The sequence below is a fragment of the Bartonella sp. AU16XJBT genome (assembly GCF_028618665.1).
Classification (GTDB): Bacteria; Pseudomonadota; Alphaproteobacteria; order Rhizobiales; family Rhizobiaceae; genus Bartonella.
This window is the reverse complement of record NZ_JAQITF010000002.1, coordinates 199585-214211: the sequence shown is the minus strand read 5'-3', so window position 1 is coordinate 214211 and position 14627 is coordinate 199585. Positions and strand designations below refer to the sequence as shown.

15 protein-coding genes and 1 pseudogene are annotated in these 14627 nt (G+C 36.5%); 8 read left to right on the top strand and 8 right to left on the bottom strand.

The window, feature by feature from the left end; genetic code table 11:
- Positions 1 to 12: 12 nt before the first annotated feature.
- The 5 genes from PVV66_RS02070 to PVV66_RS02050 all read right to left on the bottom strand — a co-directional run bounded on the left by PVV66_RS02070 (position 13) and on the right by PVV66_RS02050 (position 4869).
- Positions 13 to 723, bottom strand: a complete 711-nt coding sequence (locus PVV66_RS02070) for an ABC transporter ATP-binding protein (RefSeq protein WP_273718431.1) — start codon at positions 721 to 723, stop codon at positions 13 to 15.
- Positions 710 to 1492 carry an ABC transporter ATP-binding protein gene (locus tag PVV66_RS02065; protein ID WP_273718429.1) on the bottom strand — a complete coding sequence of 261 codons (783 nt, stop codon included), beginning with the start codon at positions 1490 to 1492 and terminating at the stop codon, positions 710 to 712. The genes PVV66_RS02070 and PVV66_RS02065 overlap by 14 nt, the downstream gene beginning before the upstream one ends.
- Positions 1489 to 2547 carry a branched-chain amino acid ABC transporter permease gene (locus PVV66_RS02060; protein WP_273718428.1) on the bottom strand — a complete coding sequence of 353 codons (1059 nt, stop codon included), beginning with the start codon at positions 2545 to 2547 and terminating at the stop codon, positions 1489 to 1491. The genes PVV66_RS02065 and PVV66_RS02060 overlap by 4 nt, the downstream gene beginning before the upstream one ends.
- Complete coding sequence (locus tag PVV66_RS02055; protein WP_273718426.1) at positions 2547 to 3623, bottom strand: branched-chain amino acid ABC transporter permease; 1077 nt, start codon at positions 3621 to 3623, stop codon at positions 2547 to 2549. The genes PVV66_RS02060 and PVV66_RS02055 overlap by 1 nt, the downstream gene beginning before the upstream one ends.
- A 112-nt stretch (positions 3624 to 3735) precedes the next feature.
- Positions 3736 to 4869: an ABC transporter substrate-binding protein gene (locus PVV66_RS02050; RefSeq protein WP_273718425.1), complete on the bottom strand. Its 1134-nt coding sequence runs from the start codon at positions 4867 to 4869 to the stop codon at positions 3736 to 3738.
- Between the two features lie 301 nt (positions 4870 to 5170).
- Here PVV66_RS02050 and PVV66_RS02045 point away from each other — a divergent pair, with 301 nt between their 5' ends.
- The 4 genes from PVV66_RS02045 to PVV66_RS02030 all read left to right on the top strand — a co-directional run bounded on the left by PVV66_RS02045 (position 5171) and on the right by PVV66_RS02030 (position 8066).
- Positions 5171 to 5746, top strand: a complete 576-nt coding sequence (locus PVV66_RS02045) for a cold-shock protein (protein WP_273718423.1) — start codon at positions 5171 to 5173, stop codon at positions 5744 to 5746.
- A 235-nt stretch (positions 5747 to 5981) separates the two neighbouring features.
- On the top strand, positions 5982 to 6494 hold the full coding sequence (locus tag PVV66_RS02040) for a DUF192 domain-containing protein (protein WP_273718421.1): 513 nt from the start codon (positions 5982 to 5984) through the stop codon (positions 6492 to 6494).
- Complete coding sequence (locus PVV66_RS02035; protein ID WP_273718418.1) at positions 6491 to 7264, top strand: alpha/beta fold hydrolase; 774 nt, start codon at positions 6491 to 6493, stop codon at positions 7262 to 7264. The genes PVV66_RS02040 and PVV66_RS02035 overlap by 4 nt, the downstream gene beginning before the upstream one ends.
- 589 nt (positions 7265 to 7853) lie before the next feature.
- Positions 7854 to 8066 (top strand): DUF3126 family protein, encoded by a 213-nt coding sequence (locus PVV66_RS02030; protein WP_005773530.1) that lies wholly within the window; start codon positions 7854 to 7856, stop codon positions 8064 to 8066.
- A gap of 44 nt (positions 8067 to 8110) precedes the next feature.
- Here the strand turns inward: PVV66_RS02030 and radC are convergent, their stop codons facing one another.
- Genes radC through sfsA form a run of 3 tightly spaced genes read right to left on the bottom strand, consistent with a single transcriptional unit; the run spans position 8111 to position 10465 of the window.
- Positions 8111 to 8908, bottom strand: coding sequence for a DNA repair protein RadC (gene radC / locus PVV66_RS02025; RefSeq protein WP_273718413.1), 798 nt, complete (start codon positions 8906 to 8908; stop codon positions 8111 to 8113).
- Between the two features lie 17 nt (positions 8909 to 8925).
- The gene (gene map, locus PVV66_RS02020; protein WP_273718411.1) at positions 8926 to 9756 is read right to left on the bottom strand and encodes a type I methionyl aminopeptidase; all 831 of its coding nucleotides are present in this window, start codon (positions 9754 to 9756) and stop codon (positions 8926 to 8928) included.
- A complete protein-coding gene (gene sfsA / locus PVV66_RS02015; protein WP_273718409.1) occupies positions 9749 to 10465 on the bottom strand; it encodes a DNA/RNA nuclease SfsA in 717 nt (238 codons plus the stop codon). The genes map and sfsA overlap by 8 nt, the downstream gene beginning before the upstream one ends.
- Positions 10466 to 10764: 299 nt before the next feature.
- Between sfsA and PVV66_RS02010 the strand changes: the two are divergent.
- The 4 genes and pseudogenes from PVV66_RS02010 to ttcA all read left to right on the top strand — a co-directional run bounded on the left by PVV66_RS02010 (position 10765) and on the right by ttcA (position 14346).
- Positions 10765 to 11602: pseudogene (locus tag PVV66_RS02010) on the top strand (RNA methyltransferase).
- Positions 11595 to 12422, top strand: coding sequence for a glutamate racemase (murI, locus tag PVV66_RS02005; RefSeq protein ID WP_273718406.1), 828 nt, complete (start codon positions 11595 to 11597; stop codon positions 12420 to 12422). The pseudogene PVV66_RS02010 and the gene murI overlap by 8 nt, the downstream one beginning before the upstream one ends.
- A gap of 170 nt (positions 12423 to 12592) precedes the next feature.
- Positions 12593 to 13210, top strand: a complete 618-nt coding sequence (gene rpsD / locus PVV66_RS02000) for a 30S ribosomal protein S4 (protein WP_012231733.1) — start codon at positions 12593 to 12595, stop codon at positions 13208 to 13210.
- A gap of 260 nt (positions 13211 to 13470) precedes the next feature.
- Positions 13471 to 14346 (top strand): tRNA 2-thiocytidine(32) synthetase TtcA, encoded by an 876-nt coding sequence (gene ttcA, locus PVV66_RS01995; protein WP_273718403.1) that lies wholly within the window; start codon positions 13471 to 13473, stop codon positions 14344 to 14346.
- Positions 14347 to 14627 lie beyond the last annotated feature (281 nt).

Here is a 14627-nt window from a genome sequence, read left to right as displayed (position 1 = left end):
AATGTCTCACTTTTATCCACCAAGATAAGCTTCTTTAACACGGGGATCAGAAAGCATCGCTTTGCCTTCACCGTGAAATAAAATATGCCCTACCTCTAAAATATAAGCATAATCAGCTATGGAAAGTGCAGCAAATGCATTTTGTTCAATAAGAAGAACAGTTTTTCCCATATCATTAATTTTTCGGATAATCGAAAAAATCTCCCGAACGAGAAGGGGGGCTAACCCCAACGAGGGCTCATCTAAGATGACCATATTAGGATTGCTCATGAGGGCGCGCCCTACAGCAACCATTTGTTGTTCCCCACCTGACATTGTTCCTCCCAACTGTTTTGATCTTTCACGCAGGCGCGGGAAAAGATCAAATATCCATTCAATATCACGAGAAATTCCCTGTTTATCATGACGGATATAAGCGCCTAAATGGAGATTTTCTAAAACAGTGAGATGGGGCATAATACGCCGCCCTTCAGGACTAAGAGCAATCCCTAATCGCAAAATCTCTTCTGGTGATTTTTTAACAATTGATTCGCCATTATAGGTAATTTCTCCATAAACAGAGCGATTAAGTCCTGTAATAGAACGTACAATACTGCTTTTTCCTGCACCATTGGCTCCAATTAAAGTAACAATACTTCCTTTTTTTATGGACATAGAAAGATTTTGTACAGCTTTAATGGCGCCATAATGAACGTGAAGATTTTTTATTTTAAGAATATCCATAAACATCTCCGCCAAGATAAGCTTCAATAACTTTAGGGTTATTACGAATTTCATCTGGTGTGCCATTGGCAATGCAACAGCCATGTTCCATAACCAAAATATGTTGACAAAGCCCCATAACCACTTTCATATCGTGCTCAATAAGAAGAATTGTAAGATCGAAGTCTTTTTGCACTTTTGCTATGAATTTTCTAAGATCTTCACTTTCTTGTGGATTCATGCCAGCGACAGGTTCATCAAGAAGAAGCAATTTAGGCTTTGTGGCTAACGCGCGTGCAATTTCTAAACGTCGTTGCACACCATAAGGTAAAGCTGTTGCCAATTGATTGGCAAGATGATCAAGTTGTAACCGTTCAAGAAGTTCCATGGAATTTTTATAAACTTCCTTTTTTTCTTTCATTGCTTTTGAAAAAAAGAGAGCTGAAGAAAACCAAGGATATTTTTGTCGAACATGCGCCCCCACCATAACATTCTGCAAAACCGTTAATCCTGAGAAAAGGCGAATATTTTGAAATGTCCTGGCAATATGACGCCTACAGATAATATAAGGAGGTTCTCCAGAAATTTTTTGTTCATCAAAAAGAATGGTGCCGCTTGTAGGGGCATAAAACCCAGAAATCATATTGAAAACTGTTGTTTTTCCAGCACCATTGGGACCAATTAACCCAGTAATACTTCCTCGTTTAATGGCCATATTAACTTTATTGACAGCCACTAATCCGCCAAAACGCATTACAATATCATTGAGTGAAAGGATGGCGTCGTTCATAGCTTTCCCTCAGTATTAGAAAGCTTTTTGCGTGTCAAAAAGCTATAAATTCCATTCCATGAAAATTCACGTTGTCCCATCAATCCTTTTCTCCAAAACAAGATAATTACCAGCAATAAAAGAGAAAAAACAACCATGCGAAGTCCTGGTGTTTCTGGAATATGTATAAAACCTAAGTCAAAAGGACTTTCAATAATACGAAGCCATTCAAGCATGACTGTAATAATAATGCTCCCAATAATGCTTCCTGTAATTGAACCAAGACCACCAGCAACAACGATCATTAAAATATTAAAAGTGAGCAAAAAATTAAACATTTTCGGATCAATGGTTGAAATAAGAGCAGCCATTAAGGCGCCACCTATACCTGCAAAAAATGCTCCAACAGTAAAAGAAAAGCTACGATAGAAAAAAACGTTAATTCCCATAGTCTTCGCAGCGATTTCATCATCACGAATAGCACGTAATACGTTACCAGTATTGCTTCGCAGTAAGAGGACAATAAAGAGAACTGTAAATGCTAACCAACCGTAGTTCCACCATAATGTTGCATTCTGAGGTATTCCTTTGATTCCCAAAGAGCCGTTTGTGAGTGATGTTGCGTTCGTAATGATGATGCGAATAATTTCCGCAAAACCCAATGTTGCAATTCCAAGATAATCGCCACCAAGACGCAATATTGGCAAAGCAATCAATAAACCAATAACAGCCGCACACAAACCGCTTACAACAACAGCGACAAAAAAAGGTAACTGCAGATAATACAATGGTTCAGCGATAGGCTCCAAAATCCACATCATCTCTTTTTGTTCAGGAGAAAGAAGTAAAATTGCGCAGACGTAAGCACCAATAGCCATAAAGCCGGCATGTCCAAGAGAAAACATACCTGTGAAACCATAAATCAAATTAAGCGAAATTGCCAATATAGCATTAATAGCAATCAGATTTATGATACGAAGCGTATAGTCATTAAAATGGCTGTCCGCATAAAATAAAAAACCTATAAGAACTAAAATACTGACACACGATAAAAAAGTTGTCGCTGACTTTGCCATTAGATTTTCTCCTGATTTTTTTTACCCATTAATCCCGTGGGCAATACCAATAAAATCAGAATCAATAAAATGAAAGCGAAGGCATCTCGATATCCAGATAGCGCGGGAAAAAATGCGATAATCATAATTTCAATAAACCCTAATAACAATCCTCCTAACATTGCTCCTGGTATCGAACCAATACCTCCAATAACGGCAGCGATAAAGGCTTTGAGACCCGGGAGAACGCCCATATAAGGATGAATTTGAGGATAACGTAAAGACCACATAATGCCTGCTATAGCGGCAAGTGCTGAACCTATCCCAAATGTAAATGCAATAACTTTATTGACAGAAACCCCCATCAAACGCGTCGTTTCAATGTCATGGGAGATTGCACGCATAGCAAGACCAGGTTTTGTTTTATGAATAATCCATAACAGTAAAACAATAAGAATCAGTGATACAATGGGAACAATCAGAGACATGGGAGCAATTCTAATGATACCTTCTGCTTCTGATCCTAGATGCCATAAAAATGGTGTTACCAGAAAATCTGGCTGTTTTACACCTTTGGGAACACCACTAAAGAGTACTGTAGAAAGATTTTCAATGAAAAAAGAAACACCAATTGCACCGATAAGTGCCGAAATACGGGGAGCATGGCGTAAAGGTTTATAAGCAAATTGATCAACAGTAATCCCCACTGCACTTGTAATAAAAATAGAAAAACAAAGAGCTAAAACCCAAATCGGTGTAAAAGCTTGTGGGGAAATTTTAAAATAATAAACAAATCCTAACGCAAGAATTAAAAAAATAGCGATCCAATAAATTGGAGGGCGCCTTTTAAATCCTATAAAAACTGAATAATAAATTAGAGCAGCAAAGAATAAAAGAAGAAGTGCTGCCCAAGCAGGCATAAAGCTAATTGTGGAAAAGAAAACAAAATAGGCTCCCAGCATAAAGATATCACCGTGAGCAAAGTTAATCAGCCTCAGTATACCGTATACCATGGTGTAACCAATAGCGATAAGCCCATAAAGAGAACCTAATGCCAGTGCATTAAAAAAATACTGGATGAACATTTCAGTGCTCATCTCTCATCCTTCCACATTTGTTAATTTACATAGGATAATAAGAAAATTTTAAGTTTTTGGTTGAGAAAAAATCTCAACCAATTCTTGTATTTTAATAAGTACAACCCTTACACTAAAAAGCAGGCTTTACTTCTTCTAAATAAACACGTTTTCCATCTTGGATTTTAATGATACCAATAGGAATCCTAGGGTTATGATTTTCATCCATTGACATTTCACCAAAGGGCGTTGGAAAATCTTTTAATTTGCTCAGTTCAATCGTAATTTTTTCACGATCAGCGCTACCAGCATTTTCAATAGCCTTCATGAACATCATATAACTTGTGTATCCCAAAACTGAATTGATATTTGGCTCTTTGTCAGGATAAGCTTCTCTCCATTCTTCTGTGAATTTTTGCGCAGCTGCTGACATATTTGGCATATCCTCACTATAGGGAAGTGTTGTATGTAAGAAGCCTTCTGCAGCACTTCCTGCAATCGTAATAGTTTCTGGATTATCCATGGCATCTCCACCCATAATTTGAAACTTTGCCCCTAATTCACGCGCTTGTTTCATGATGATGGCACCTTCAGAAAAGTAAGATGGAATGAATAAGATATCAGGTTTTTGCGCGATGATCTGTGTGAGAACAGCTGAAAAATCCTGATCTCCGGAATTATAATTTAAATTTGAAATAACTTCACCACCTAATTTTTTAAAAGCACGCGTAAAATAACTTGCAAGACCAATGGCATAATCGCTTGAAATATCTTTGAGGATAGCAGCTTTCTTTGCATGTAAAATCTGGCTTACATAAGTTGCGATTCCTATCCCTTGATAGGAATCAATAAAGCAAGCGCGAAAGTAATATTTTTTACCCTGTGTAACAAGGGGACTCGTTGAAGAAGTTGCAATGGTTGGAGTCTTTGCTTTTTCAGATATCTCACCACCCGCTAATGAGAGTGAAGAACCATAGCTGCCAATGATTCCACTTACCTTTTCACTTGCTGTTAAACGCATAACAGCATTAGCCGCTTCCACTTTATCAGACTTATTATCAATAACAACAAGTTCCACTTTACGTCCCAAAATTTCTGGAACTTGTTTATGGGCTAATTCGATACCTCGAATTTCAAGCTGACCTCCAAAAGCATTTTGACCACTTAATGGAAGATAAACACCAATTCTGATAGGCTCACTCGCATAAACATTTGCTGTAAGCGCCATGAAAGCTGTGATTGTCGTAAGGATTTTCTTCAATTGCATTGCGCATTTTCCTTAATTGAATTGTCGTTTTTGCACCTTATATTGAACTTCTTCATCATGCAAGTTACACATTATGTAAAAAACTTTTTTTGTAGGGCACTCTTTGTAAGATATGTAAAGCGTACAATCAAATAGTTTTATAAATATTTTTTATAAATATTCATGTTGATATTAACATGTAAGAGATAAGACAATATGGGGAAATCTTATCTTGGGGCTTGCGTGTTGATACAAGAGCAATGTTTACTTAAACCTAGAGAATCAATATCGTGCAATTTATAAGCTACAGGATCACGTTATTATGACGAGTAAGGATGCATTAAAGGATTGTTCCCTATCTGAGGATAGTATAGGCGCTTGTGGGGAGATTATCGAAATCAGTGGTGTCATTAAGTGGTTTGATGGTAGTAAGGGTTATGGATTTATTGTACCTGATTTACCTCATTTCCCCGATATATTATTGCATGTTACAGTCATGCGAAGAGATGGTTTCCAAACAGCTTTGGAGGGCGCTAAAGTTATTTGCGCTGTGGAGAAAACGGAACGAGGGTTAAAGTGCGTTCAAGTGAAATCCATCGATTGTTCTTCTGCGGTTCATCCATCAGAAGTTCCAGCCCGTACTCATGTTGTTGTTACTCCAGAAAGTGGCCTAGAACGTGCAATTGTTAAATGGTTTAATCGTGATAAAGGTTTTGGTTTTCTTAGCCGCGGGCAGGGGACAGAAGATATTTTTATTCATATGGAAACGTTGCGCCGTTTTGGTTTAGCAGAGCTTCGTTCTGGACAAGTTGTTCTTGTCCGTTTTGGTAAAGGAGAGAAAGGTTTGATGACAGCAGAAATTTATCCAGATATAGGGTTTCCTTTTGCTACGCATTAAATTTTACGAGTGAAATCAGTATTTTTCTGTGTTTTTAAAGGGCGGTTATTGCATAAATGGCTATGGGAGTAGCTTTGTTATGGCTCTTGTGAATTTATAAACTAAGTGAAATAATGTGCATATCCTATTGAAGAAAATAAAGAAAAACAAGGAAACAGCTCTCTTGTCGTTTGGCTTTTAAACTCTGATATTTTTTATTTTAGAGACGAAAAAATTTTCTGTGGTGGAGATAAGAATGGTAAAGCCTTTTAGAAAAGGGCATATTGTTTTATTGGCAATACTTTTTATGTTGGAAATGCGCGTTACTATCGCGAAGGAGCCCATAAAGATCCCTGTTCATCCGATTCCTTTAGAAATACAGACAGAGAACGGTACGGTTTCTTATAAAGTAGAGATTGCTTTTACACCCTCTCAAGCAGAAGCTGGTTTAATGTATCGGACTGATTTCCCACGCGATCGTGCAATGCTCTTTAAGCAGCAAGAAAGTTATCAATCGGGAGATGAACAGAAGTTTTTTATGTGGATGGCCAATACACCTTTGCCCTTAGATATGATTTTTTTAAACTCTGAAGGGATTATTGTATCGATTATTGAAAACACTTCTCCATTTTCAACAAAGATCATTTCATCAGGCGTTTCTGCAGCTTTTGCAGTTGAGATTAACGCTGGTGAAGTTTCTGAAAAACAGATACAAAAAGGGCAACGTGTTATTCATCCTGTCGTTTGTGGAAAGTACAATAAAAAATGACAACTGAAGACGTTCGTTTTTTTGAATATGATGGTTTGCGGTTTGCTTATCGAGAAGAAGGACAAGGCGCACCTATTTTATTGATCCATGGTTTTGGGTCTTCTGCACGGATAAATTGGTATACAACGGGTTGGTTTCGTATTCTCACTGAAGCAGGGTATCGTGTTATTGCTCTTGATAATCGGGGGCATGGAGATTCAGTTAAAAGTTATGATCCTGCTTTTTATACACCTCAAGCTATGGCTGGCGATGCAGTAAGACTATTACAGCATTTAGAGTTATCGAGAGCCCATGTTATGGGATATTCTATGGGAGCTCGTATTAGTGCTTTTATGGCTCTTTTGCATCCAACATATGTGAACAGTGTTATTTTTGGTGGTCTAGGTATTGGTATGGTAACGGGAGCAGGAAATTGGGAACCTGTTGCTGAGGCTCTTTTAGCGGAGGATACTTCTAGCATTACTAATACGCGTGGTTTAATGTTCCGTAAATTTGCCGATCAAACGAAAAGTGATAGACGTGCTTTGGCTGCTTGTATAATCACATCAAAACAAGAGCTGACGGCATCTGAAATTTGTAAAATTGAACAACCTGCACTTGTTGCCGTTGGTTCATTAGATGAGATTGGTGGTGCAGCAGAGCCATTAGCGGCTTTATTGCCTTGTGGTGAAGCTTTATCAATTCCTAATCGCGATCATATGCTTGCTGTAGGCGATAAAGTTTATAAAAAAGGCGTTATCGATTTTCTTTCTCGTTATCCTATAAAATAAAAATTTTTATAGGTTTTAGCATTTACAAAAATACCCAATATTTTTTGCGTATAAACTGAAAAGCTTATTTAAAAACTTTTCTATTTTGACATAAGTTATTTATAAAAAATAGGCACAAAAATAAACTCTTACTCACTTATTTTTTACCTTTTTTAAGATGTGTAATTCTTTTAAGGTTAGATAACTATATTTTAAAATGATGTAATAATATTTTAGGCTAAAAAATTTAGTTTTAAATAAAAAATTATTATTATTTTAATTTTTTATAGAAGGAACAAAATTATAAATCGTTGATTAATTTTTCTTCTGAATATGCATCATAAATGCAGATGCTAAAATTGGAGATAAAGTAAAATTATTAAAAGTCATAGAGTTTTCTGCCATTTTTTTATCTATACGAGTATATTTAATAATGATAGAATCCTTTTATAAAAGTTCTTTATGAAGATATAAAGAAAGAGCTGTAAATATATGTAATATTAAGTCAATATTCAGATTAAGCTTTTTTAATGGCTTTACAGAATCAGAGGAGTGTCTTATTCGCGCGACACGCAATTAGTTTAATCATATCAAAAAACAGGAGAGCATAGTGAATGCTGATGAAATAAAAAAACTTGATAATTATTTAAAAAATACATTCCAAAACTCAGCATTGCAAGTCAGAGCACGGCCTAAAAAGGATGATTCTTGTGAGGTTTATATGGGGGATGAGTTTTTAGGCGTTATCTATCGAGATGAAGATGAAGATGAGCTATCCTATAATTTCTCAATGGCTATATTGGATATTGATTTAGAAAATTGATTTGCTATTCATCCTTGAATGCAGTCTTTTTTATCCCATAAGATTTATATAAGTTTTAATGCTTTAAAACTTGTATGGTTATGTCGTGCGATAATAAGGTGATCATGGATCGTAATGCCTAATGCATTTGCTGCATCTTTTAGTCTGTATGTCATTGTTATATCTGCATCAGAGGGGGTGGAATCACCAGAGGGGTGATTGTGGACTAAGATCAGTCCTGATGCGGATAACTCTAAAGCTCGAGAAATAACTTCACGAGGATAAACAGGGGTATGATCAATGGTTCCGGTTTGTTGTACCTCATCGGCAAGTAAGCCGTTCTTCTTATCGAGAAATAAAATACGAAATTGTTCACGTGTTTCGTGAGCCATAACTGCTTTACAATAAGCTAATACTTTATCCCATGATGAAAAAATATCGCGTTTAAACAACTCTGCACGAGCAAGACGTCCAGCAACATCTGAAATAATTTTTAAATCAATTGCAGTTGCCGGACCACATCCTTGAACCTCTTGAAGTCGATGAATATCAGCGCCTAACACATCAGCTAATGAACCAAAATGTGCTATCAAATTTTTAGCTATCGGTTTTGTGTTTGCGCGGGGTATTGTGCGAAAAAGCAATAATTCAAGATATTCATAATCTTCAATTGCATTTCCTTTTGACTTTAAATAGCGTTTCCGAAGACGTTCACGATGTCCTTGATAATGTTTATCAAGCGGTGTATTTCTCTTAGGCTTTTCACTTTTTCTTTCTGATACGGGGGTGATGAGTGGAGAACTTGATGTTAATGCAAAGTGATTCCTTTGAATATCTTCCTTTTGATTTAACTTTTTAGCCATAACTTCTCTACATTGCGTTAGGTCTTCGAATTTGGAATATAAAAAATATTTTTAGGTGATTGTGTAAATATTTCATACCCTTCATTTGTGACACCAATTGTATGTTCATATTGTGCTGTCAGAGAGCGGTCACGGGTAACGGCTGTCCAACCGTCAGATAAAATCTTAACTTGTGGCTTACCAAGATTAATCATAGGTTCAATCGTAAACATCATGCCTTGTTTTAATTCGATTCCTTCTCCAGGATTTCCATAATGGAGAATATTGGGGGCATCATGAAAAAGTTGACCGATACCATGTCCGCAAAAATCTCTTACAATTGAGCACCGTTCAGATTCTGCGTACTGTTGAATGGCTGCACCAATATCACCTGTTGTTGCTCCAGGTTTAACGACAGCGATTCCTCTCATAAGACTTTCATAGGTTATTTGTAAAAGGCGTTCTGCAGCACGTCTGATTTTTCCAACAGGATACATACGGCTTGAATCACCATGCCAACCATCAAGAATGAAGGTCACATCAACATTCACAATATCGCCTTCTTGCAAGGGTCTTTTATTGGGAATACCATGACAGACAACGTGATTGATAGATGTACAGCATGAATGGCTGTATCCATGATAATTTAGATCAGCAGGAAGAGCTCCTTTTTGTGCACCAAAAGTAAATACGAAATCATCAATTTCTTGCGTAGTGACGCCAGGTTTAATAATATCCGTAAGTGCATCAAGGCATTCTGCAGCAATACGACCAACTTCATGCATTTTAGCGAAAGCATAGTCATCGAAAATGCGAATTTTCCCGTTAAATTTTAAAGGGATTTTATTATATTCGATATACTCAATCATTGTTTTTTCTGTTTTCTATTTTTACTCTCTGAATCGGAAAAATGCCTTCTACACTTACGTGACACTTTACAGCATAACATTCTACCCGTGATTTTAATGCTAAATTAAACTTACGTCCATAGAGTGGATCAAGATCATGACAAATTGTAAAAGCTGCACAATCTTCTCGTTGAATAATATAAAGCATCGCAGCTCGTTTTCCTTGTTGTAGGACTTGTATGAGCTCCTCAAGGTGACGGGCACCACGTTTTGTCTCAGTATCAGGAAATTCTGCTAATCCTTTTTGGCGAATAAAATGAACATTTTTGACTTCTAGGTAACAATCAGGAAGAATGCCATCCCGTAAAAGAAAGTCAATGCGTGATTGTGTTCCATAGCGTTGTTCTTTTAAAATTGTTTTATATCCACTTAATTCTGGTAGTAATCCGCTTTGAATTGCTTCTAATGCAAGTTTATTAGGTAAAGTGGTATTAATACCAACCAAAGTATTATCGGATTCAACAATTTCTAATTGATAGGCATATTTTCGCTTGGTGTTGTTATGATATGAAAGCCAAATATTGGCGTTGGGAGCTGTCAGTCCAAGCATTGATCCTGTATTTGGTACCGACACGGTGAAGACATGTTGATCATCTTGTTTCACATCTGCAAGGAAGCGTTTATAACGACGGATAAGCTTTGCAGGAAAAAGTTTGGGAGTAAAATGCATATTCTTTTTTAGGGTTTATGATTTCATAATTCAACTGAGATTATGATTTGTAGGGGCTATTCTTATTAAAAAAGATAAAATTGATGTAAAAAATGCTACGATAGCTTATATAAATTGTTATAAACTGCATCATTTATTTTAATGGCTTTTGAAATTTACTATTAGAAAGTCTACACTCTTTGAGTGAGAAAATGACATTGTCTATAATTTATTATTAAACAACATTAGAATAATATAAAAAAGGTTGCATTAAAAAATAGTGGAGAGGGAGATTGTTTAAGTGAAACTAGGTAAGATTGATGGCTGGAACGAATAAGAATCGTGAAAATTTAACAAATGGTCCCATCATTATTTTAGTTGAACCGCAGCTTCCTGAGAATATTGGTATGGTTGCAAGGGCAATGGCAAATTTTGGGCTTTCTAAGCTTCGGCTCGTCAAACCTCGAGAAACATTTCCGAATGAAAAAGCTAGAGCTGCTGCAAGTAAAGCCGATCATGTCATTAACAACGCCGTGATTTTTGACACATTGCGTGATTCAATTGCAGATTTACACTATGTTTTTGCCACAACAGCACGTGAAAGATGCGGATTTAAAACGGTAAAAAGTGCTGTCGAAGCCGCAAATGTAATCCGTCAGCGTGAAAATATCGGACATAAAACAGGTATTGTCTTTGGAAGAGAGAGATGGGGACTAGAAAATGATGAAATCAGCCTTGTTGATGAAATCATCACTTTTCCAGTTAATCCTGCTTTTGCATCACTTAATATTGCGCAAGCGGTTCTTCTGATGTCTTATGAATGGATGAAAACAGGTCTAGAAAATGTGAGCGATACAGCATTTCGTGCACCAGAGATGGAGCCTGCAAATAAAACAGTGTTTCATGGTTTTTTATCTCAATTAGAAGAGGCTTTGGATATTCGTGGGTATTTTAGACCCCAAGAACGAAAAGAAGTTATGCTTGCAAATTTGCGCTCTGTGTTTACGCGCGCCAACTTTAGTGAATCTGAGGTTCGCTTATTGCGAGGTGTTGTATCTTCATTGGATCATTTTTCTCCACAATATCCACGGGGGAGTAGAGCGCCTCGAGAGCGCGATCGTCAAAAAATTAAAAACAAGTGTGAAAACTGATGGATGAGAGGCCAGTTCTTTTTTTTGATAGTGGTATTGGTGGCTTGACAGTATTGAGGGAAGCGCGCGCGCTCATCCCTGAAATACAATTTATTTATGTGGCTGATGATGCGGGATTCCCTTACGGTAATTGGGAAGAAAATATCCTAAAAGAGCACGTTTTAAAGATTTTTACAAATCTTTTAACGCGCTATAATCCCGTCTTATGTGTGATTGCTTGCAACACTGTTTCTACACTGATGATGGCAGATTTACGACAAAACTTTCCTCATGTTCCTTTCGTAGGAACGGTTCCTGCAATTAAATCTGCTGCTGAACAAACAAAATCTGGTTTTATTTCCGTATTAGCAACTCCTGGAACAGTTAAACGTGCCTATACAAATGAATTAATTAACTCTTTTGCTGGACAGTGTCATGTTCAGCTTGTAGGAAGTGAAAAGCTTGCTGGATTTGCTGAAGATTATTTACGTGGAAAATCTATCGATTCAGAAGAGTTAAGAAAAGAAATCCAGCCATGTTTTGTGAAAAAAAATGGCAAATATACTGATGTTATTGTTTTAGCCTGCACTCATTACCCTTTTTTGATTAATTTCTTTCGTGAACAAGCTTTATGGTCCGTTGAATGGATTGATCCAGCAAAAGCGATCGCCAAACATATTAGATCATTATTACCCTTGTCTGAAAAAATACATCAGAAACCCATAAAGAAATATCAAGATTTTGCGTTGCTGACGTCGAAAAATATCACTGCTTCAACGGAGCATTTGTTAAAAGGATTTGGCTTAAAACTTATGAAAAGAGTTGACTTTGAAATACGAGATCAATAAAGATGCTCCAGCTTTTTCTTTCAAGAAATGGCAGTAATTGACGTGTCCCGTGGATAACTTTGCATATTGGTATGTTAAGCTATTCTGTCAGTCTTTTGTATTTAAAGGCAGAGGAGGGCGCGTTTCCTTGGGATCTTCAAGATCTCGTGTTTTATTTTAAAGGAAATGCGATGAGTAAACGCGAAACAACAAAGTATAAAATTGACCGTCGTATGGGAGAAAATATTTGGGGTCGTCCCAAATCTCCTGTCAATCGTCGTGATTATGGTCCAGGTCAGCATGGACAGCGCCGTAAAGGAAAACTTTCTGACTATGGGGTGCAATTGCGCGCTAAACAGAAGTTGAAAGGGTTTTATGGCGATATTTCAGAAAAGCAGTTTCATAAAACTTATGTGGAGGCTGCTCGTCGACGGGGTGATACGGGTGAAAATCTTATCGGTCTGTTGGAATCTCGTTTGGATGCTGTTGTCTATCGTGCAAAATTCGTTCCTACGATTTTTGCTTCTCGCCAATTTATTAATCATGGTCATGTGAATGTAAATGGGCGACGCACAAATATTCAATCGTATCGTTGTAAGCCAGGTGATGTTATTGAGGTTCGGGAAAAATCGAAACAGCTTGTTTTGGTTTTAGAATCAGTGCAATTAGCAGAACGTGATGTCCCTGATTATATTGAAGCAGATCATAAACAGATGAAAGCGACCTTTACACGTATTCCTGCTTTTGCAGATGTTCCTTATGCTGTGCAAATGGAGCCTAATTTGGTCGTTGAATTTTATTCTCGATAATTTTTTATGAAAAAAATTGTTTCTCTTCTATTATTATAATTTCAAACTATTGTGTTGTTTTTATAATCCTTGAGGTTAACAAATATTTTGTGAATGGTTCTATATTAAGTTTATGACACTATTCTCGTGTTATAAGCTTATATAGTTCCATTTTTTTTCATATCTGTTTTGATAAATTCAGAAAACATAAATGTAAGCGTGCTTTATATTTTGTTTCTGTCTTTACAAAACGAGCGACTACTTGTGCAGGTTATGATCTTATGAATGATGTTTCAGTTGAATATCAGGCAACAGAAGAAAACGAAAAGAAAGATGATTTTTTGGCAAACCAATCAGATGATTGTCATCCAATATTTCGGCGTGCTCCTTCAAGTGTGGAATTTAATAAATTACGCAAACGACTTTTGCGTCATATGCGGCAGGCTTTGGATGATTTTTCGATGCTCTCGACTGGAAAAAAATGGCTTGTCGCTTTATCGGGTGGAAAAGACTCTTATGGTTTATTAGCACTTCTTTTAGATTTAAAGTGGCGTGGTCTTTTACCCGTTGAAATTCTGGCTTGTAATCTTGATCAAGGACAACCAGGATTTCCTAAACATATTCTTCCAGATTTTTTGAGTTCTTATAAAATTCCCTATCGTATTGAATATCAAGATACTTATTCCATTGTTACAGATAAATTGGCACAGACACAGACATATTGTTCACTTTGTTCTCGATTACGACGCGGTAATCTCTATCGCATTGCACGTGAGGAGGGGTGTTCTGCATTAATTTTAGGACATCATCGTGATGATGTTTTGGAAACATTTTTTATGAATTTATTTCACGGTGGCCGATTAGCCGCTATGCCTGGAAAACTTAAAAATGATGAAGGAGATCTTTTTGTATTACGCCCTCTTGTCTATGCCGCTGAGGAAGATATGGAAAAATTTTCTCAAGCAATGCAATTTCCAATTATTCCTTGTAATCTTTGCGGTAGTCAAGATGGTTTACAACGTAATGCAATGAAAGAAATGCTGAAAAATATCGAAAGACAAATGCCAGGACGTAAAGATACAATGATTCGCGCTTTAACGAATGTGCGCCCAAGTCATTTGCTTGATAAAAAATTCTTTGATTTTAAAAGGTGTTAATAAAATGAGATATAAAAAAATAAGTTCAAATAGTTTAAGATAAAATACTTATTTATAATGATAATTTATTGCTTTGCAATTTAACGACCATAGGTGTTTTATTTCAAATTTTCTTATATTGTATCCATAAAAACATCTCCTTGCATATCACAAACAGAGCTCTTGTGTGTATAAAACACATTTTAAAAAGCTTCCTTTAAATAATTAATGACTGTCGCAATATGGAAAAATGGGAAAATAATATGACGGTTGGTTTGCTCTTTTTTTAAGAGAACCTTTTA